Here is a 21,244-nt window from a genome sequence, read left to right as displayed (position 1 = left end):
AGCAAAAAAAGGCCCGTACCCGATAAAGTACGGACCCTTCTGCAGAAGCGAATGATTCAGCCTGTGCTGAGCTTATTTTCTTAAAGCTGTTTCCCAAGCCACTTCGCCTTCATCTTGTCCATTTACTGGCCACCATTTGAAGCCGTCTTCCGAGAGCAGCTGCTGAGCTTGATCCGGGCCCCATGTTCCAGCTGGATACAGCATCAAATTGTCGGTACGCTCCGCCCATGCAGAAGCAATTTTATCGACATATTTCCAGGCCAATGCTACCTCGTCCCAACGGGTGAAATAAGTGGAATCGCCGCGTGCAGCATCGTACAGCAGACGCTCGTAAGCTTCCGGCGTATTCAAGCCTACCTGGCAGCTTTGGCAAAAATCCATCGATATCGGCAGAATCGAGCCTTCCGAGCCCGGTTGTTTGGCATTCATTTTGAAATAGATGCCTTCCATCGGATTAACGCGGAACACGAGCAGGTTAGGTTCAAGCTTATGTTTCTTGGACAAATACACATTATTCGGAACATTTTTAAATTCAACAACAACCTCAGTCGTTTTCACTGGCAGTCTTTTGCCTGTACGAATATAGAACGGTACGCCTGCCCAACGGAAGTTATCAACAAATACTCTCGCCGCGAAGAAGGTTTCCGTCGTCGATTCAGGATTTACCGAATCCTCCTGACGGTAGCCGGATACTTGAGAGCCCTTCATGGTACCTGCTGAATATTGACCACGGACTGTATTGGAGCGCACCTCAGAAGCGGTCTGGAAGCCGCGGAGCGAGCGGAATACCTTTACCTTCTCGTCACGGATATCTTCCGGAGACAGCCGGCTTGGCGGTTCCATCGCTATCATGGCCAGCGTCTGCAGCATATGATTCTGCCCCATGTCACGCAGTGCACCGGAGTGATCATAATAACCGCCGCGGCTTTCAACACCAACCGTCTCACTTAGCGTAATTTGAATGTTGGCAATATATTTATTGTTCCATAGCGGCTCGAAGAATGCGTTGGCAAACCGTACCACATTAATGTTTTGCACCATTTCCTTGCCGAGGTAATGATCGATCCGATAGACATCCTTCTCTTCAAACACTTCACGGATCTGGCCATTCAGCTTTTCAGCAGATGGCAGGTCATAGCCGAATGGCTTCTCGATAACAAGACGTGCCCAACCGGATGTTTCCAGTAATCCGCCTTCCTTCAAATTGTACGATACGTTGCCGAACAATTCAGGGGAAAGCGCCAGGAAGAAGAGCCTGTTGCCACCTATGTCAAACTTGGCATCCAGTCGGTTAGTCATAACGTTCAGCTCTTTAAAAGCCTCGACATTATTCGTATCCAGCGACATATACTCAAAATGCTCGGCAAAGGATTCCCACTGTTCGTCCTTCGTCACATTATAGCGTGCAAATTCCTTGATCGATTCATGTACATCTTCACGGAATTGCTCATTCGTCCGCGGCCTGCGTGCCAAACCGATTACAGCAAAGCGGTCGCCAAGCTTACGTTCACGGTAAAGGCTGTATATCGCAGGATATAGCTTGCGGCGTGCCAAATCTCCAGTTGCTCCAAAAAGCAAAATTACCGTATCGGTCATTTTATCATCATTCTCTCTTATGTATTTTTCGTTGCTATTATTTCATATCATTTCATCTCAGCTTACTAAGCATAACCAAATATAACGCAGGATTCAACATCCCAGCTATAACAAATTTTTATAAGCTTCTACATAAAATATGTAAAGGGACATTATAACTCGCCAAAAAGACCCCGCCACGTGATGCGAAGCCTTGGAACGGCTTGTAAATGGAATGTGCACATGATTTATTTTGTTGTCCAACGGTCATTTTCATTCGTTATTTTGTCGAAAACTTTCCTGCTATTAGTACCCCATGGACCCTTGTCTCCCCTGGGCTTGAGGTGCATGTAACCATTTTCTGAGCATATAACAGCGGATACTTGCATCATAATGAATCGACTCGTAGCCTTTGGCTGTATAAAAGCGCTGCGCCTGTGTGTTCGTATCATCCACCCATAGGTAAATTTCCTGCTGCCCCTTCTGCTGCCCATATCGTTCTGCATGTTGGAGCAAGGCCGACCCAATCCCGAGTCCCTGGATCGTTCTATCGACAGCCAGCATATCGACATACATCACATTCTTGTCCTGTCTGATAGCAATAAATCCGCACACCTTACGTGCCCCACGGATATAAACATAGGTTGCACAGCCGCGTAATCGCTTCCGAAGCGCCTTTAGGTCCAATTTTACATCCGGTTGGGTTATTCTGGCATACGGCAGCAGCAAGCTCTTAACCAGCCCCAGGATCGCTTTGTCATGCAGGGGTAGATGTTTGCAGATCAATAACCATCGCCTCCATAGATAATTGTACTTTATCTTATGAAGTGCACGGATCGTCTGCTATTATTTCAAGTACTTTTTGCCGACAAAGCCCAAAAACAATACGCTAATAACAACTACAATGATAATGACGGCGATCTGAATCCAGTCCATAGCTTGTACCCCTTAATTAAATTTAGAATATCCTGTTTCAAATGCTGTATCTGGAGTTTATTAATTGATAATAAGTTAAATTAGATTGCTCTTGAAGTTAATTTTATATCATAATTGATCTTTCATCCAGCTGTCAATAATAATTTGCGAAAACTCGACAAACTAGTATAATTATACATATAACATCCATGATCGTGAGGTGTATGAGCTATGATTTCCAAAATTTCCGAAGTCAATCGTATATATCGAACAAATGACATATGGCGTGAGGAAGATCATGCGTGGCAGGAGGGCGGCTGGCAGTATCGTCCCTTGGTCTCATCGAAAGCCAGTGCGGAGGTTGTGTTTCAACGGTATGCCTTTGGACAGCATGCTCGTGCAACCGCAATGGCGGTAGCCGGCTTATTGACCTCAGCAGAGCAGTTGAAGCAAGCAGGAGAAGCCATGCTGGGTTCAGATTCGTCCTTGGATCATCGAACGGTTGAGGTTAGTCATCCCTCTGTTTTAACCGCCGTAGTTCAAAAGGGTGCCCAAATCGGCTCGTACCTCATTCAATCCGATCAAATTGCGAAAGCACAGCAAAATGATGGAATCGTTCTACTGCGTAATTCACCGACGCTCATGACAGCGGGCTCTAATCAGATGAAGCTTGTCACTGAAAATCAAACGGCTTCTTTCTCCATATACATTATATCGACAGATACGAATCAGCAAGCGCTCCAAAAAATTCGCAGCGCTATCAACAGCACCAAATCAGATCTTCAAGCTTCCATTGCCTGGGACGATCTTAATGATACCGTGCAATTAAAAATTAACAGCCTTCACACAGGAGCAGCACATGCTTTTTCGATTATGGATATATATGGGAATGCATCGGCGATCAGCGGGATTGCTAATGTAACGCAGCAGGCGGAAGATGCTGTCTACCACATTAACAGCGATACTCCCGTAGTGTCACCCTCCAATCAGATTGTATGGGATCAGGGCAATGTCTCCATTACGTTATTGGCTGCGTCGGAAGAATCTGTACAAATCAACATATATCCGGATTTGATAGGAATTAAACGACAGGTTCAAGCTCTCGTTGACCGATATAATTCTCTTCATTTATTGCTTACCCAATCAGGTGGATTGCTCACAAGTGAAGCTTCCGAATCGGTAATGGGCAAGCTGACATCGCTGCCACTTGAGATGATCGGAATCCAGCTGAACGCAGATGGTTCACTGAAAGTGGACTTGTCCGTATTGGAGCAGCAGGCTATATCCAAATTTGATCTGCTGGAATTCAGTTTACGAGGCTTCGGTGGGCTTGCTGCAGCACTGAATGTGGCTGCCAAGACATTACTCGACCCGCCTTCGTTTGAATTGCTGGATCAAGGGCAGGCCTTATTTCAATCCTTCAATAATTATCAGTTGAATCAACGGGATGGGACTCCTGTTAATACTTATCTGCCATTACCCCTGTCCGGTATCTTAATGAATGATTATATTTAGTCTTCATATATCTGCATTCTGGATGCAGACAAAGAAGGCTAGACACGACGATGTATGTGGTGTCTAGCCTTTTTTATGGTTTTCCGCACACGCTAAACCCTATCAGATTTCAATTACGTCTTGGGAAGGACGTTACCTATCACTTTTTTCCGGCATTCCAACGAATAGCTCAACGCCGCATGTCTGACCTCAGCCAGTCGGGCGGCATCCTCCATATAAAACCATTCATCATGTGTATATAATTTCAATAAAATATGCTTGGCGGCATGGACAGCCTGCTTCTCATCCCGCAGCATAAACCATGTAATTTGATAGCAGCTGCACTCATAGGCACGCAGTATTGTTACCTTTTCATGAGCTGTCAACGGAATTACCGTCTCAAGTATAGAAGGTCTGGAACTAGCGGCCATTGGCTCTGCCTCCTTCATTTATGGTAAAAGACCAACCTGATACGGGTGGTTCTGGGTACGTTCTGTCTATCACCTTGCGGATTAAGGTCAGCTTCTCCGGAATCTGCTGAAGTGTAGGCATACGAAACGCATAGTCCTTACCAGGAAACTCATTCCCTAATGTCACAACGCCGTCAAAAGCTGACGAGCCTCCGCGGTAATGAACCGGATATTCGATACCGTCTGCGTCCTTAACCACCCACTCATCGCCAGTAAAATTGTTTTTGAATATGCCTTGAACCCGTAATACCGCTTCTTTTCTGTTCTCCCTTGGATCAGGTGCATCATCCATTTCAAAACCTGTCAAGCGCAGCTCGTCCCCCTCATGATGGAAAATTGCAGGCTGTGCAGACAAATCATCAGGAATAAAGGTTAGTCCTGCCTCCGTTATTTCCGGGAGTATGTAACCGTCCCATACGAACCGTACATAGCTTTCTGCGGGTAAATATTTGAACGAGTAAGACCAATGCATGATATGCGCTGCGGGATCCTTTATTTTGGATGCGGTCAATAAACTGTCCTGATGCGGAAATTTCGTGCTCATCACACTGTGAATCTCTTCCCCGCTCTCGTCTTCAAAATGGAACATCAGCTGCTCCCTTTCCCTCAGTCTTGCTGGTGAACGTTCTGCGGCAGCGGCCGATAGCTCGGTATCCAGATCAAGCCTGACCCCGCTTGGAGTCCGTACCAGCCGTTTCATACGGATAGTCATACCGTTCTCCGTTGTATACGATTGGTTCAAAGGCTGCACCGTTGTCAAAGCCTTAGCCTGCTTCAGGTTCACATTAAACGCAAAGCTCCATTTTCCCTGAATATAAGGGATTCGTTGTATGTCACTACCCAACCTGGAAATGGTCGCCTGGATCATCAATTCATCAGCCTGTATTTCCTGCGGAAAATGGGCTACAAGTACATACATTTGTGAGGTCATGCCGATATCATACAGCTCTCCAAGCTTATTCCCATTACGGTCCGTTATCTGTATCTCGTTGGGGCCGCTTAGCTCCAGCATATTATGATTGGGCATACCATCGGGTCCTGTCAGCTTTAACGCCATAACAACTCTTGTCGAATCCGCTACCACCTCGTTGATCTCCATCGTGTACCCTTGATCCTTGACCTTGATATTGGGATTGTTGACCAAACCAAGCTCCTGAGACTTTAAAAGCCCGTAATCGACAACATCAGGCGCAAATAAGGAACGGACATATTCCGCTAAGGACGGAGACGCCATGACTGCCAGAGTACTGGATATGAGAAGGATCAATGCAGCCGTCGTGAATGCCCATTTCTGATTGCGAACAGTAAGCCAACGGCTCCACCGTGGAAGACGCGCTTGACTGATCTCCGAGTCCTGACTGTTCCGTACAGATATCGATGGCTGATTGGAATGTGACTCCTGATCATCCAGCAGCAATTCCGGATGTGTTGCTGATTCAGCTTCCGTGCGGACAAAAGCGGTTCGCGGCCCACTCTCTGAGTATACCGTCGTCAGTGCCACATCATCTAATTTGGCCATCAGATCTGCTGTAAATGAACCTGGCAGCGCATCCTCTTGGGGAAACAGCTGGTCTGCCCATTGCGACTGCTCCATCCGACATTCCTCCAACCGCATTCGGCAGGTCGCGCAGCTGCTTAGATGCTGCTGAATTTCTTCAAAGAACACGGGTGCACCCTTGAAGCCACTGCCTTGTAAACAAGCTTTATCCGTGCTTTTATGTACATTCCAGCTGGCCAGAAATAAATCTGCTTCCTCAGCGCTCCAGCATCTCATGAACGTTCACCTCCTTGTCCTTCAGCAACTGCTTCATTTTTTTCTTGGCACGATGCAGATCGTTCTGCACCTTACTGACGGGTATGTCCAGAATGACCCCAATTTCCTCGTAGCTCAGATCATTTGTGTATCTAAGCAGCAGCACCATTCGGTGTTGTGGGGATAAACCCAGCAGCATATCATGAATTTCCAATCTTTTTTCCATTTGCAAATACATAGCCTCAGGGCACTCCATATATTCATGCGCATTCAGGTTGTGTCCGTAGGCAATATCAGCCTGTCTGCGCCTCCATGAATCTCTCAGTAAATTGGCAGCGATCGTATACAACCATGAAGCAAAGCTGCGTTCAATGTGGTGGGAGGATAAGCTGCGATACGCTTTGATGAATGCCTCCTGAGTTAAATCCTGGGCATCCTGCTGCTGCGCACCCATACCTCTAAGCAGCCCATAGACTCGGTCTTTATACCGGTTTACAAGGAAAGCGAAAGCTTCCTTTCCACCTTGAAGCACTTCTTTGATCAGCGCTTCGTCGTTCAACTGATCATCCATAATCGACCTCCACAACATTCTCTACACTATATAGACGCAGCTCAGGCGTAATTCCTTTCATTTTTCACAAAAAAAATACAGCCCACCTGCCATTAGGCAAGGAGCTGCGTCCATATCCCTTTCCTTATCCTTTATGTTTAGTGAAAAGCCCGCCAAAACTCGCCGTTGACTGCAATCAGATTCATGATGCTGGAAAAAGGAATTTTGAATGTCGGAAAACCCGCCACATAGGGCGCAATATCGTAGGGATAAAAATACAGATGCAGTGCATGCTCAGATACATAGAACGGCTGATCCGCCTTGATCCCCTTGTAAGTATCCGGGAATACATACGAATATTGCGGGTCCTGCTTGATTTGCTGTCCTACAATGTCACTTAGCACCGAGACGTAATCACTGTCTGGCTTAAACAAATCCTTCAGCTCATAGATCCGTCCATTCATCAAGTTAATAGGTGTATACAACTTTGTAGGCATCCCATGCGCCGCACCGAACGGAAAATTGTAACCATTCAGCTGAAGCTGCAGCAAATTTTTCTTAAAAAATGAGACGTTAAAATCACCACTATAACTGTAATCAAGCTGAGTATCAGCAGGTACTGGCTTCACTTGTGACAGCTGCTTCAGCTTCTCATTCACTTGTGTTTGTGCGATCTGCGAACTCATTCCTTCTATCTGTGGGTAGTACACCAGATAGTCTTTATTCGGTTTATACTTAAGCTCCCTGACACGATACGGGGAACGTAGCGGGATCACCGTATTGGGCTGCCATACGACATGCCCCCTGCGGTCCACGTACGACAACCTTTGATCGATATTCACTTGAATGAGCGGCTTCATCCACACCAAAGTGCCACTTCCCTCCAAACGTGGAAAGCCCTCTGCGGGTTTGCCGCTTGGATCGATAAAATAAGTATGCTCACCATCCGTGACAGAAGCAAGTCCGTCCTTGAACTCGGATATATCCGTATACACAAACTCCGTGAGCCGCTTGCCAAACAGATCGGCAATGGCATATTTGGAGCCGATATATGGCCGTTTGGGATCAATGGCTTGCCCGATTGCAACCCTTTGTTCCCCCAGCGTACGAATCGTGTTATATTCAGGCTTAATTTCAAAGTTGGCGTCACGATCAATTAAGCCGTATTGTGCAGTGTAGTCCTCGGAAATATCCACGACTGCCCTGTTGTCCTCAAAAGGCAAGGCAGTTCTATACTGTGGTGAAATAATGATTTTGCCGCGTTCATTGATGTATCCGAATTTGCCTGAGGATTCCTTCTGAAAAGGCAGCAGTCCATCTCCCAATGCACCCACATACGCATAAGGATACGATGAGAGTTGTGCTCCATCCCTGTCAATCAAGCTATATAACTTCTTCTTTAGCTTAACAACGGCCTTGCCGGCTTGAAAGTCTCCTGCATCCTCATATTGCGGAGCTATGACCTCATGACCCTGCAAATCCAGATAACCATAGCGTTGGCTTTCGGGGTTGTTTGAGCTTAAATTGGCAAACACCGCTCGTTCATTACTGTAAGGAGCAATATAGCTGTAGGCTTTGTCGGTGACAACCTGACCATTCTCATCCATTACCTTAAAACCCTGACTGTCGATTACAATAGCGCGTCCTTCGGAATAAGAACTGATGGAATCCCATACAGGCGGCACAACCTGCCTGCCCGTAAGATCGATCATACCGCTATGGTCTTTAACCTGCACAACCGCATAGCCATTGCTCTGAAATTGTGCTGCATAATCATACTGGGGCTTGATAACCCATTCGCCCCTATCGTTGATATACCCCCACTTCGTTCCATGAATCGTTAACAATGAAGCGGGAAACAGCGAGGTCGCACGCGTATCAGCCTCCAGCTGAGCCTGCTCCAGCTGAATCAACTTCTGCAAATCCTGCAGCATGTCTGGAGTAGGGTAAGTAGGCTTCATGCTGATTGCTTTGTCAAGCGATACAGCCGCGGCTTCAGGCATATCGGCTTTATACTGCGCATCCGCCAAATAGTACCAATAGAACGCATAATCGGGATGCTTGTTTGTTAATGCCTCATAGTAGCGGACTACCCTTTGAAAATAATAAGGATACACATCCCATGCAGTCGTAAACTGGCCATCGTGCCATCTAAGCACCTCAACCTTGTATGCTTCACCCGTATCGTGGAGCCACAGCGCAATTTCACTCAATCCATCCCGGCCATACCGTCCAGGCATATCCTCGATTTCCACATAACTGTAGTTCATATCAGTTGGGGCTACATCTTTGAAGCCTTGTGCCGTCCATTCATAAACAGACAGCTTTGACCAAATCGAGCCAATCTGCCAGCCGACAATCAAATTGCTGCGGTCACGGCTGGTCACTGGTGCAGCAGTAAGCAGGCTCACCGCATAGCCTGGGCCTTTTAAATAAGCAATGGGTCTCCATTCATTCACCAGCTGCTTGAATATCGTTACTTCATTCTCACCGTTCATCTTGTAAGCGTAGGCTATTTCGGGGATCCCATCCCCATCCAGATCGACCGCAATAGATACGGGACGAGGAGAGTTCGGGTCTACAGTCAGCGATTGCGCAGCTTGGGCGGCATACGCCCGGATCAACTGATTCGTCTGTGTTTCATTCATCATCATCTCAGCACCTCATATGGTTAGTCGCCTATAGCATATGGGCATCTAGCCGAATTGGTGCATGATGAACTGATTGTCAATGGCTGTAATCCTGCGACAATGAGTTTATTCACAGCTTTAAATACAGGAAAAACTATCTATCTTTCAATTAATGGTTTATTGGAGCCTATATGTATGGGAACAGATGCTGTTCTATATTTTCGAGGATTTGAGACAATGCTTATTCAGCCAATCCGTTCTTGAACGCGTAGATGGCTGCTTGTGTACGATCCTCGACACCGAGCTTGGCCAATATGTTTGTCACATGAAATTTAACCGTTTTGATCCCGATAAATAGCTCGTCTGCAACGTCCTGATTCGACCGTCCGGATGCAATAAGCCGCAGTACCTCCATCTCGCGTTCCGTCAGTTCATCGTGGGCTGGGGCGACAGGCTTCGGCTGCCGGAAGCGGTTCATAATTTTTGAAGCAACCTGAGATTCAAGAATAGATTGTCCCTTGACCGCAGCACGTATCGCCTGTGCCACCTCTGCCGCGCGTGATGTTTTCAATAAATAGCTGAAAGCGCCCGCTTCAATAACAGGATACATTTTCTCATCATCCAGAAAGCTTGTCAGCACAACGACCTTACAATCGGGATACAGCTTGAGCAGCTGCTTCGTGGTTTCAATACCATCCATACCTTCCATGACAAGATCCATCAGAACCACATCCGGCTTATATTCTTGTGCCAGACGAATTCCTTCCGCACCATTGCTGGCTTCACCAACTACCTCAATGTCGTCCTCCGTGCTTAACACGGCAGCAAGACCGATCCGTACCATCTCATGATCGTCCACCAGCAATACTTTTATTGCCTGTTCCTCATTCTCCAAGCTCTTCCACTCCTTCCGCTATAATTGGAACCCGAATATCAATCCGCGTGCCCTTACCCGGCGCCGTAATCAGATTCAAGGAACCGCCGATTTCGTTCACACGCTCTTTCATGGTCATAATGCCATAAGAAGCATGCTTCTTTACATCCAGATCAAAGCCGATTCCGTTATCACGGATTAGCAAACGAATGCTTTCTGCCGATGACTGCGTGAGCCTTACCTCCAGACGTGTCGCCTTGGAATGCCGCAGTGCATTCGACATCGCTTCCTGAACAATACGGAACAGGTGATCCTCTATACCCTTAGGCAGATGAATATCGTCCGTCAGCTCTCCCACGATTTCCATAGGCACCTTGGCCGCTAGCTCATCCAGCAGCTCGACCAAGCCTTCTGCCAGCCGTTTGCCTTCCAAATGAACGGGCCGCAAATGCAGCAGCAGCGCACGCATTTCCGATTGTGCGACGGATGCCATTTCCTCAATCAAATATATTTGTCGCTGAGCCTTGTCAAAATCCTTATCCAGTGTACGTCCAACGGCCGTTGCCGTCATCGAGATTGCGAACAGCTGTTGACTGACCGCATCATGCAGCTCTCTCGCCAACCGCTGCCGTTCTTCAACAATTGCCGAATATTTGGCCTTTTGCGCAAGCTGCGCATTGTTATTGGAAAGCCGCTGCAGCGAGCTGACCTGCTCTTCCCATTTTTTCGTAATCTCGTTAAGCTGCTCTCCGAGCCGTCCGATTTCATCCTCACCAAGCGGGGGAACGGTGCGTGTCAAATTGCCCTTTTCCAGTGCGAGCATGACCTCGCCAAGCTGCTCCAGTCGGGATTTCATCTTGCCACTGTACCAGATGCCATATACGCCGCCGATGATAACAACGATGAGAATCAGGGTCAGGCTCATCTGAATCCCTTCACTCCAAGATGTAAACTCTTTGAGATATCCATAATGAATCAGGAAATACACAATAACGCCAAACAAAACAAGGCTGAGCCCAATCGACTCACCCATGCTTCGCCACATCATATTGGTCAGCCGTTTATTGTGCCTTTCCATTAAGCATGTCCTCCCAGCATTCGGATAATTCCTCTATACAATCTTGATATCGATATCAGCGATAATATAGGAAATCATCAGCTTCACCTGCGTATCCGCCGTTTCATAGTTGGCTGTTTGCCACACGGTTTTATTTAAAATGCCTGATTCTTTATTAGGTCCAATCACTGCTTCCCCGAAAATAACGGACGAGGTGACTGACAGCCCCATATCCTCCGGTACGATAATATCCAGATCTGCAATGACGCCCTGCAGAACAAGCGTGACTTCTTTTTGTTCAGGGATCGCATAGGTCAAATCAATCTTCGCTTCGCCAATGACATGCCAAATGGAGCTATTGCGCAATACCCATGGCTCTTTTCCCCAACGCACGCTCTCAATCAAGCTCTTCTTCACATAGCTTTCAGCTCGGTGCAGCTGCCTCGAACGAATATAGAAAAATCCCAAGGATATTAATATAACGGCAAGCAGCAACGAGAAATTACCGCCTAATAAAATAACGAGCCCGATGCCCATCAAAATGTAGCCCTTGCGGGGAGAGGACTTTCTCACCCTATGAATACCGACAAAGATCAGCACAATGGCAAGCACGGTGAAAAAGCCCCAATGATTATTGGAAAGCAAAAATATGCCGACGCCGATCAATACCAGCGCTACATTGCGGTCGTTGCGGTTGCCCTTCCGGTCATGACTGGTGCCGTCTCCGCGGTCGCTTCCCTTCCATTTACGGTCAAATTTCTTCATCCTATGCTGCCTCCTTTCCTATGCTGATTCTGGGTGATAGTATATGACACCTATGCATATGCATTGACTCTAATCCTTATATAGGCGGAAAAGCCATAGCGGCTTTGAAATGGCCCTATGGCTTTTTGCCTTACCAAGCATATCACAATTCGGTATCCACTCAAAGAGGATAATGCGAACAAATTACTGTGACTTTTCTGTACCCAGCTTCTCTTTTAACAGCTGCAGCTGATCATCGACTTTCTTTTGCTTAGCCGCGTCTACGCTGCTCGCAGGTGTGTAGCCAACTCCACCCGAGTATGCACTGCTGCCCACGTATGGTTTGCGAGCAATTTCAGCTTCCACTTCAAGGGTTACAATCTTGTCTTCCATACGTCTAAAGCCTTTTGCTGCTTGACCGCCTTCGATGACATTGTGTGCACTGACTTGTGCCATCTGACGCTGTGCTCTCGCCAGTTGAGCACGAGATACCAGCTCACTGCGCTTGTTGCGCATTTGATAGAACGCATCCTTCATCTCATGAAGCTGTTGAACGAGCTCGGCAGCCTGCACCTTGGCCTGCTCATGAGAGTCGGCATACTCGGTAATTTTGCCTTCGTAATACAGCTTTTGTTCCAGAGCCTGACGAGCAGCCAATTCCTGACCATTCTTCAAGGCTTCCTTAGCTTGCTCTTCACGTTGATCAGTTAAACGAATCGCTTCTTCATAACGTTCCTTCAGCTTACGCTCGTTGGCAATCTGGCGGGCTACCGTTACTTCCGCTTGAGCAATTTCTTCCTCCATATCACGCAAATACTGGTTCAACATAATAATCGGATCTTCAACTTTATCCAAAATTTCATGCAGCGATGCCTTCGTCATGTCCTTAATTCTTGAAAATACTCCCATGGTTTACACGTCCCCTTTAGTTTGTTGGTTTTTTTCGTATTGCGCTACTTTGGCACGAAGCTCTTCGATTTCTTTCCACATTGCTTTCTTCTCAATATCCTTCATCAAGTCATCCAGATTGTCGCCTGCTTGACCTTGTCCGTTCGCTTGGGAGCCTTGAAAGCCAGCTCCATTTGCTCCGAATGGGTTGTTGTACTGACGATATTCATTGCGTTTATGCTTGCGATAGCCACAGCCATGTTTTTTTCCATTCCATTCCTGTCCCCATGGCTGTTGTCCCCATCCAGGTCCAGCTTGCCCATTCCAATTCGGTGCCCCGGCACCTTCGAATCCGTAACCCGGACCAAACGGTCCATGATCACGCGGCTCCTTCGGAATAACCAGTGCAGCAAGGAAATACAAGACAATTACGACTCCACCGGAAAAGAATGTGGTGAACACCAGAATCAAACGAATCCAGGTTGAATCGATTCCTAAAGTTTCTGCCAAGCCACCGGACAGACCGGTTACATATCGGTCCGAACGTGAACGAAATAATCTACTCATGATCGCATCCAGCCCTCCTCCTGCAATTTAACCTTGAGTTTAGCCATCTCCTGATCCAGCGCTTGCGAGGCTGCCGTTCCTACGGCTTGCAGCACCTCACGTCCATGGCTTCTCACTTCACGCAATGCACGCGCTGCCGATTCCATATCGGAGACCCGCTCCTCTAACCGATCGAACATCCGCGGCTGCTCAGCGCCAATTCCGCCACCCATACCGCGCAGCCGTTCGTTCATCCGCTGCTGCAGGCGCAGGCTCTCCAATCGTGCAATGTAATAGCTGCGTTTGGAAGCAATCTCCTCGTAATCTGCTTTGAACTGCTGAAGCTGGCTTTCCAGCTCGACAATGCCAAGCTTGCTTTGATCATACAGTGCCTTGTACTGCACACTGCGTTCCTCCTGCTGCAGCTTTTCCTGAAGAGCTATGCGGGCTACTTCATCCTCACCAGCCTTCAATGCCATCAGCGCTTGCTGCTCGCGGCGCTCCATTAATTGCGCAGCCGTCATATACTGCTGTCTCAGCCCGGAGGCGTGTGACAAGCACTGCTGCAGGAGGCGCTCCGAGTCTCGAATTTGCTCGGCCTGTGAGTTCAAATATTTATCAATCAGTCGAACCGGATCTTCTGAATTTTCAAGCATTTCATTGAACGTAGCAACCGTAATATCTCTGAATCGTTTGCCTAAACCCATACTCTTAACCACCTTCATCTTGGAATCTGACTATAAGTCTTAATAAGCGCGTGATTTTCTTTTCAAGCTAGATATTCCATATACGATTAACCCTATGGCAACTATAATGGCAATCACACCGGACAACTTCACGATCAGCACCAGCGAACCGATGGCAATCAGGATCAGACCGATAATCGTACGATCATTCCGAAGTCCCAGATAACCAAGTCCAATCAACGCAACCGGGAATAAGTAACTCATGATGTGCCCCATGTGCAATCCCATTTTGCTAAGCAGAATCATGACACCAAATGCTATAAGCGCTAACGCCAAACCGCTGTTTCGATTCAACCTCATTTATGTATTCACCGCCTTTCGTTGTGATGTCCCTTGCTCATGTCTTTATTCTAGACCACACAACCCTTTTTCAAAACGGACCTGCGGCGGTATTTCATACTGGACCAAAGTCGGGGCACCTATGCGACCTCAGGCGACAACTATGGATTTACGCTTAAAGCATCAACAGAAAAAGCGCAATCCGCCATTCCCGGCAGCTTGCGCTTCTTCTGTTGCTTCCTTATTTCAGACCCGTACCTAAATCATTAGGATGACACCGACTCCACCACCGAACGGTACACCAAACGGCCAATTGCATTGCCGATATCTGTTGCTGTCCCGGCATGCTGGTGAACGCCACCTTGAAAGTAATGAGAATCACAGGCAATCACTATAGCATCAGAGGTCGTTCCCGTAGCGATCAGCTCTGTCTCCGGGTCCATGATCGACATATCTTGAAGTGCTGCCGCTTTGGCTTCCGTAGCCGCCATAATGCCCTCAATCATAGCCGAAGCAGTCATTGAGCCTTGGATAAACATCAAGATGTTGATCGTTCCCGGTCGATAAGATGAATAAACCGTCCGTTGCACGCCCGCCCTTGCTGCGTTCCCCACACCGCTGGTTGTACACACAACGAGACCGTACTGGTCACCGATCTCCTCTTGAACAGATGTGCGGTGTAAATGAGCCGCCGTCATCAGTCCTACTGTTTTATTTAATGGATAACCAAATTCAAGGATGAGACTTTCCAAAGTTTTTTCGGGCATACTGCAATCAAAATCTTTGGAGACGTGTAAATTAACAAAATGAGATGAGTTTCCCAAACCACCACCCCATAAGGCACTACCCAGCGTGATAAATCCCGATTGCGTATGAACCACGATATGTTGTTGTTTTAATTGAATGGAAAGCTCAGGCCAGATTGCCGAATGATATGAGGTTGTCGTTCCTTCAAAGGGTTGTGCCATAGAAATCACTCCGCTTCGTAACCAGCTCCAGTTTAAAAGAAATCAGGCAAATAAGTCTGACGACGCGGTATCAAGGCTTCGAGTCTCCTTATCGACTCCTCAGAGCCCTGCAGCCGGTTAATGCTATGCAGAAACTCGGGACGCTGATAGCCCATGAACATCGCAGCAAGCGTCGAAATATCACATTCCACAGCCAGCTCGTTCAAGTCGGTTTGCCCTGCTTGAAGCTTTTCCACCTTGGCGGTGCCAAAGGCATCTATCTTAATTGTAAAGCTGCCATCATTCCATTCGGCATGGCGATCCCGGATGTGCAGGGTCAGTTCAGTTTCTCTCATTCCTGTTCCCAACAGATCATCCGCCACTGCAAACGGAAACTGCTCCAGAAAGCTAACGACGTCAACAATTCGCGCCATAAAATAAGGCACCAGCTCCTGCTTGATCCGCGGATTGTCCAATAAAAACGATAGACGATTATCGGCAGGTGCTTGCAGCGTAACCTTTTCAATCATCGAATCATGATCTGCTATGAACTTCCATAATGCCTGCTCTGCTTCATAATTCAAAGCAATCATCTCATGAATTTTGCAAATGCTATTCTTAACATCATAAAATACATACCCGCCCGGTACCCCCGCTTCGTCACGATACACGGCAGCTGTTCCTTTTTTGGATGCAAAAATGCGCCGCTTCCACCACTGCTCATCCCGATCCAGCGTGCCGTTGTAACGAACTGCATAGCTGCGATAAATCCCATTTAACAAGGGAATCTGATCATCCACACGCACAATGCTCCCCGTCTGCAATGGAAGCTTGGGCAGCATAGCTGTTGGAATCTCATATTTCATATAATCCGTGTAGGTTTCCCAACCAAATTTACGATAAAAGGCGAATTGGAACGGATGCAGGAACGATAAAGTTTGGCCTTGTTCCTTCATGACACGCAATGCGTTATGGAGCAGCCCTGTAACCAGGCCGCCGCGGCGATATTCAGGCCATGTTGCTACTCCAGCAATTCCCCCCATTTCAAAGCGCTTGCCATGAAGCCACGTATGCAGATCAAGAATCGACAGTCGGGCTGCCAGCTTGCCATCCACATAAGCGCCCCATGATTCCTGTTCATTGAAAAAAGCAAATCGTTCCTCCCGCTGCTGCGGAGTCAGCTCCATCTGAAAAGCGAATTCGGATAAAGCGATACTATCCGCGGCATGCTCCTTATGAATTTGACGAATGTCCAATGTACTCATCCCTATTTCCTCCCATTCCATAACCTTACATTTATTATACTAGTGAAGGCTAGCTTTTTAAACCACCTGCAAGCACGATGGATCCTCTTGGCGTTTCACTGTCGGCATCCGGTTCAAGCGTAATCGCAACAGTGTCGTAATCCTTCGGTTCAAATGTAAAATATACGACGCCTTTGCCATCTTGAGGGGAGAGCGTTCCTGCGCTCACGGGTTGATTATCTTTGATGAGCCAGACCTGAAAGACCTCCTGCTGATTCACTTGAGGTAGATCATCAGCTTGTACGATCAAGTGCGTGCCTTTACTATCGATGACAATGGAAGCCAGACCTTTGGATACAATATTTTCCGCCGCCGGATTCAACGTGACGATTTTATTAACCTGCATGCCCGCTGCAGGCTTACTCGCAACAGCCAGCTTGCTGTTCAGTCCAACCAGCTCGGTTTGCAGCCCGTTGACCGTCTCTTGTATGGCAACCAAATCCGCCTGCAGCCCACCCAGGCTGCCTTTAAGCGAATAGGCATACAGCCCGAGTCCGATTACAGCGGCTGAGAGTCCAAGACTTGCGAGCCTCCAGTAACGAAGCTTTTGATCTGCTTTGCCTTGACTGGATATGCGGCTGAGCTCCGTAACCTTGGACGAATCGTCCATCGCTTGCTGTTCTTCAGCAGCCTGAGTTGAACGGCTTGCCCGTATGGTTTTCAAAGCGGTTCCCGAACCAGCCATCGCATCGAGCTCCGAGACAGACCGAATCACCACATCCTGTACCGGATGGCTAGCTGCCGTACTATTCAATACATGATCCAGAACTCGTTCTCGCATCCCTTGCGGCACTTCTATCGGTTCGGAGGCAGCTGGCAGTAAATCAACAACTAGCTGCAGCTCAATTAATTGATTACGACATACGGCACAAGTTTTCAGATGCTTCTTGAACTGGGCTGCTTCCTCTTTCGTTAAGCCATCCAAAGCATACAGCTCTACCAGCTCACACATCAGATCTGTTCGTTGGTTACTCATTGCTGAACTCCCTCCTTCCCCCATCGGATAGACGCCGCTGAAGCTGCTTCATGGCTAACCGAACACGACTTTTAACGGTCCCCAAAGGGATGGCGTACTTGTCCGATACCTCCTGATGCGTATATCCCTGATAGTAGATCCATTCGACGACTTTTTTCTGATCCTCGTTCAAATCATCCAAAGCGGCCTTTACCTGCTCACCGACCCACTTCTTTTCCACGTTCAGTTCTGTATTCATCCGTTCATCCGCAACAAATTGCAGCTGATCAGGCTCAGCCATAGATTGCGGTGTACGGCTTCTTTTTTTTCTTAATAGATCAATCGTAATATTGCGTGTCAACGTGAACATCCAGCTCGTCAGCTTGCCTTGTGCGCCATCAAAGCGCTCGGCTGTTTGCCAGATCCGCAAAAACAGCTCCTGTACAATTTCCTCGGACATCATCGTATCTCTTACCATACGATAGGCGAATGAATAGATTGGTTTTTCATAATGATCATACAGCTGCTTTAAAGCCTCTTCATCTTTAGCTGAAATTCGCTTCATCAGCTCTTGGTCGGGCATTAAACCGTTCATGAAGGATCTCCTTTCAGGCGACTCTCCCTCTTATACTTCTATTCGCAAATAAACTCTCTCTGGATTCACAAGACCAAATTCTGCACGCAGAAGAAATCCCCATGAGCCTTAGCAGGTATGCAACAGGTATAAGGAAAAATCGACGATGTTCTCTCTCGTGCCATTGTAACCCAGTTCAAGGATGAATTCCATGATATGTCAGCTATCATAACGAACATTTCGCATCCATTGCACTACGCAATACTTTATGGGTAACCGAAATAATCAAACGCCAAAAGGGTGCTTTCCATTGATTTGGAAGACACCCTGAAGCATTGTTAGCATTCTGTTCGAAACCATCGTAAACAGCAAAGACAACACCGATCATAAGACTATGAAATAGCACCTAACCGTTCATGATCAGATAAGTATCGTCTGCCTGTGAAGTAATAAACGGGCTCGGCTGACCCAAGGAGTATATATACAGCAGATGCATCGCACGGGTACATGCCGTATAGAACAGCTTGCGCTCATTCTCACGACTATACCGCTCACGGGACCCATTATAAATAATGACCGCATCAAACTCCACACCCTTGGCTAGATAGGAAGGGATAATGAGCACACCTTTTTCAAAAGACGGCGTTTGCTTCGTGATCAGACGCAGCGGGAGCTGTTCACGCAGCGCTTCATATACTTCTGCACTCTCGTTCGCTGTTTTGCAAATCACGGCTATCGATTCATATTGGTCAGCAATAAGCGTCTGCAAATCAGCTTTCATACGATTGTGCAGCAATTCCAGCTCCGAAGCCACAATAACCTTCGGTTTCTCTCCGCTACGATTAAACGGCACGATATGTTCACCGCCGGGTACCATCCCTCTTGTGAACTCAACAATCTCTCGCGTGGAACGGTAGCTGCGCATTAACCGAATCAATTCGGTTTGTTCGGCACCATAAAGCTTGGCAATCGGGTCATGCTCACCCAAGGAGGAAGCATGGGCATAAATCCCCTGATTCACATCGCCTAAAGCGGTCATACGGCAGCGAGGGAACAATCGTTTGAGAAAATGAAGCTGGAACGGCGAATAGTCCTGAGCCTCATCGATAATGACATGGCGGATGCTCGTATTCGTCTGAAAGCCCTGAACCTGCTCCAGCAAATACAGGTAGGGGGTTACATCCTCATAAGCAAGCTCTGACTGCTCCAGCCGCTGAATCGTCTGACGACTGATTTCAGGCCAATACTCTGGTATACCGGCTTCTCCCGACAAGCTCGCCAGCAGTCCTTCCTTATCAAATAACTGCCGATACAGCGCTCGTACATTAATAAAGCGCAGCTGCTTAACACGTCGCCGCAGCGGCTTTAAGCGATCGTGGACAACCATGCGGGCCAGATAGCTTTTTTCCACATCAAAGTCATCGAACGTCGTGCCTTTGTCCTTTTGAATGCGCTGCTGCTCTTTATAGGCGCGCCGGTAATCATCGACATCGAGCAGTTCAATCTCTTCTTCCACCCAAGGCATACTCCGCTCCAGCTTTTCAAAAGCACTGATTTCCTTCAGCAGCCAATCACGCAGCAGCACTACCCGGTTAGCCAGACGAATGGAGGAATCAAAGCTGTAAAATCGTTCCTTGATTCGGTTCGAGGACACAACCTCACGACCTTTAAAGCGAATGGAAATAAACTTCATCCCCTGCTGCTCCAGCCAGGTTTTATACGCATCCATAACCATCAAATAGTCCACGGACGACTTGTAGCGGATACCGCTGTTTCTGGCTGCATACTCGATATCCTCTGGTGTGCTTAAGACGTATTCGATCTGGATAAAAGGATCCTCGAGCTGAAAGTCACGGCCGATTCGGCTTTCCAAATATTGCTGGAATGTCGTTTGCAGCATATTTTCCTCGCCAAGCTCAGGCAGCACGGTCGATACGTAGCTGTTGAACATCGGGTTCGGTGAGAACAGCAGCATCTGGTCAGCCTGCAGCGTTTCGCGATTTTTGTATAACAGGTAAGCCACCCGCTGAAGCGCCGATGACGTTTTGCCGCTGCCTGCGGCCCCCTGAACAATCAGCATACGGCTGCGGTCATTACGGATGATCTGATTCTGCTCCTTTTGGATCGTGGCGACAATACTCTTCATTTGCGCATCCGAGCTGCGGCTCAGCACCTGCTGAAGCAGCTCATCACCGATTGTAACACCGGTATCGAACATCAGCCGAATATCGCCTTCACGTATGACATACTGCCTTTTGAGCAGCATCTCTCCTTCAATGGAGCCTCCGGGAGTTTCATAGGCGGATGGGCCCGGCGGGTAATCGTAATAAAGGCTGGACACGGGCGCACGCCAATCATAGACAAGAAAGGTATCATCCTTCTCGTCCATAAAGGACGCAATACCGAGATAAATCATCTCTGTTTGTTGCGTGCCCGTTTCCTTAAAATCAATTCGGCCAAAGTACGGCGACTTGACCATACGATTCAGCTTCTTCAGCGCAGAATAAGCCAGACGGTGGGTACGTTCCCGTTCGGACAGCATCTCCACCTGCTGCTTAAGGTTGGATAAGGTTTCGGCTGCATCCTCAGCCGTACCCATATTGACCGTGACATCATCCCAGAAATGAGCACGGATATCTACAACCTCGCCCCTAACCTCACCGACCTCTCCTTCCAGCTGCTTGATTTGCTGTTCCATCAAGCCAACAACGTTATTAACACGCTGCTGCTCCTCATTCCATTGCTGTTCTGTCATGCTCATTCAAGCCGCCCTCTTTCAAAAATAGTGAGTTAGGTAAGGTTATTCAGGAATATCATTGACAATGCATTAGTATTAATGTTATACTTAGATAAAGATATTCACGTTCGGATTACGTTGTTTTCAGACTATTTCTTATTCTAACATTTACAGCCTCCAAAATCAATATAGGAGGCTGTTTGCCG

At 47.6% G+C, this 21,244-nt stretch carries 19 protein-coding genes; 1 reads left to right on the top strand and 18 read right to left on the bottom strand.

All coding sequences use genetic code 11. The features are described from left to right. Window positions 1-72: 72 nt before the first annotated feature. Both zwf and NST47_RS06550 read right to left on the bottom strand, forming a co-directional pair. Window positions 73-1,596, bottom strand: coding sequence for a glucose-6-phosphate dehydrogenase (gene zwf, locus NST47_RS06555; protein ID WP_076236285.1), 1,524 nt, complete (start codon window positions 1,594-1,596; stop codon window positions 73-75). A 285-nt stretch (window positions 1,597-1,881) separates the two neighbouring features. Continuing rightward, complete coding sequence (locus tag NST47_RS06550; protein WP_341154398.1) at window positions 1,882-2,361, bottom strand: GNAT family N-acetyltransferase; 480 nt, start codon at window positions 2,359-2,361, stop codon at window positions 1,882-1,884. Between the two features lie 360 nt (window positions 2,362-2,721). On the opposite strand from NST47_RS06550, the gene fliD reads away from it, so the two are divergent. Next, window positions 2,722-4,005, top strand: coding sequence for a flagellar filament capping protein FliD (fliD, locus tag NST47_RS06545; protein WP_341154397.1), 1,284 nt, complete (start codon window positions 2,722-2,724; stop codon window positions 4,003-4,005). Window positions 4,006-4,118: 113 nt separating this feature from the next. Here the strand turns inward: fliD and NST47_RS06540 are convergent, their stop codons facing one another. The 16 genes from NST47_RS06540 to helD all read right to left on the bottom strand — a co-directional run bounded on the left by NST47_RS06540 (window position 4,119) and on the right by helD (window position 21,062). After that, the gene (locus NST47_RS06540) at window positions 4,119-4,415 is read right to left on the bottom strand and encodes a hypothetical protein (protein ID WP_341154396.1); all 297 of its coding nucleotides are present in this window, start codon (window positions 4,413-4,415) and stop codon (window positions 4,119-4,121) included. Further along, window positions 4,405-6,228: a DUF4179 domain-containing protein gene (locus NST47_RS06535; protein ID WP_341154395.1), complete on the bottom strand. Its 1,824-nt coding sequence runs from the start codon at window positions 6,226-6,228 to the stop codon at window positions 4,405-4,407. The genes NST47_RS06540 and NST47_RS06535 overlap by 11 nt, the downstream gene beginning before the upstream one ends. Continuing rightward, window positions 6,209-6,778 carry an RNA polymerase sigma factor gene (locus NST47_RS06530; protein ID WP_341154394.1) on the bottom strand — a complete coding sequence of 190 codons (570 nt, stop codon included), beginning with the start codon at window positions 6,776-6,778 and terminating at the stop codon, window positions 6,209-6,211. Before NST47_RS06530 ends, NST47_RS06535 begins: the two co-directional genes overlap by 20 nt. A 137-nt stretch (window positions 6,779-6,915) precedes the next feature. Continuing rightward, window positions 6,916-9,408: a WG repeat-containing protein gene (locus NST47_RS06525; protein WP_341154393.1), complete on the bottom strand. Its 2,493-nt coding sequence runs from the start codon at window positions 9,406-9,408 to the stop codon at window positions 6,916-6,918. 220 nt (window positions 9,409-9,628) lie between these two features. Beyond that, window positions 9,629-10,282, bottom strand: a complete 654-nt coding sequence (locus NST47_RS06520; protein WP_262682204.1) for a response regulator transcription factor — start codon at window positions 10,280-10,282, stop codon at window positions 9,629-9,631. Beyond that, window positions 10,272-11,339 (bottom strand): sensor histidine kinase, encoded by a 1,068-nt coding sequence (locus NST47_RS06515; RefSeq protein ID WP_341154392.1) that lies wholly within the window; start codon window positions 11,337-11,339, stop codon window positions 10,272-10,274. Before NST47_RS06515 ends, NST47_RS06520 begins: the two co-directional genes overlap by 11 nt. Window positions 11,340-11,372: 33 nt before the next feature. Further along, window positions 11,373-12,083, bottom strand: coding sequence for a cell wall-active antibiotics response protein LiaF (gene liaF / locus NST47_RS06510; RefSeq protein WP_341154391.1), 711 nt, complete (start codon window positions 12,081-12,083; stop codon window positions 11,373-11,375). Between the two features lie 183 nt (window positions 12,084-12,266). Further along, window positions 12,267-12,971 (bottom strand): PspA/IM30 family protein, encoded by a 705-nt coding sequence (locus tag NST47_RS06505; protein WP_341154390.1) that lies wholly within the window; start codon window positions 12,969-12,971, stop codon window positions 12,267-12,269. Window positions 12,972-12,974: 3 nt separating this feature from the next. Next, the gene (locus NST47_RS06500; RefSeq protein WP_341154389.1) at window positions 12,975-13,517 is read right to left on the bottom strand and encodes a PspC domain-containing protein; all 543 of its coding nucleotides are present in this window, start codon (window positions 13,515-13,517) and stop codon (window positions 12,975-12,977) included. Next, window positions 13,514-14,203, bottom strand: a complete 690-nt coding sequence (locus NST47_RS06495) for a PspA/IM30 family protein (RefSeq protein ID WP_091175436.1) — start codon at window positions 14,201-14,203, stop codon at window positions 13,514-13,516. The genes NST47_RS06500 and NST47_RS06495 overlap by 4 nt, the downstream gene beginning before the upstream one ends. A gap of 39 nt (window positions 14,204-14,242) precedes the next feature. Continuing rightward, window positions 14,243-14,542, bottom strand: a complete 300-nt coding sequence (locus tag NST47_RS06490) for a LiaF transmembrane domain-containing protein (RefSeq protein WP_076236273.1) — start codon at window positions 14,540-14,542, stop codon at window positions 14,243-14,245. Window positions 14,543-14,787: 245 nt separating this feature from the next. Beyond that, complete coding sequence (locus tag NST47_RS06485; protein ID WP_341154388.1) at window positions 14,788-15,489, bottom strand: adenosylcobinamide amidohydrolase; 702 nt, start codon at window positions 15,487-15,489, stop codon at window positions 14,788-14,790. A 32-nt stretch (window positions 15,490-15,521) separates the two neighbouring features. Next, on the bottom strand, window positions 15,522-16,733 hold the full coding sequence (locus NST47_RS06480) for a GNAT family N-acetyltransferase (RefSeq protein ID WP_341154387.1): 1,212 nt from the start codon (window positions 16,731-16,733) through the stop codon (window positions 15,522-15,524). A 49-nt stretch (window positions 16,734-16,782) separates the two neighbouring features. After that, on the bottom strand, window positions 16,783-17,748 hold the full coding sequence (locus tag NST47_RS06475) for an anti-sigma factor (protein ID WP_341154386.1): 966 nt from the start codon (window positions 17,746-17,748) through the stop codon (window positions 16,783-16,785). Then, window positions 17,741-18,322, bottom strand: a complete 582-nt coding sequence (locus NST47_RS06470; protein ID WP_341154385.1) for an RNA polymerase sigma factor — start codon at window positions 18,320-18,322, stop codon at window positions 17,741-17,743. Before NST47_RS06470 ends, NST47_RS06475 begins: the two co-directional genes overlap by 8 nt. Before the next feature lie 385 nt (window positions 18,323-18,707). Then, window positions 18,708-21,062, bottom strand: coding sequence for an RNA polymerase recycling motor HelD (gene helD / locus NST47_RS06465; RefSeq protein ID WP_341154384.1), 2,355 nt, complete (start codon window positions 21,060-21,062; stop codon window positions 18,708-18,710). Between the last annotated feature and the right edge of the window lie 182 nt (window positions 21,063-21,244).

This window comes from Paenibacillus sp. FSL H8-0034, from assembly GCF_038000305.1.
Classification (GTDB): Bacteria; Bacillota; Bacilli; order Paenibacillales; family NBRC-103111; genus Paenibacillus_S.
This window is presented reverse-complemented; position numbering and strand designations above follow the sequence as displayed.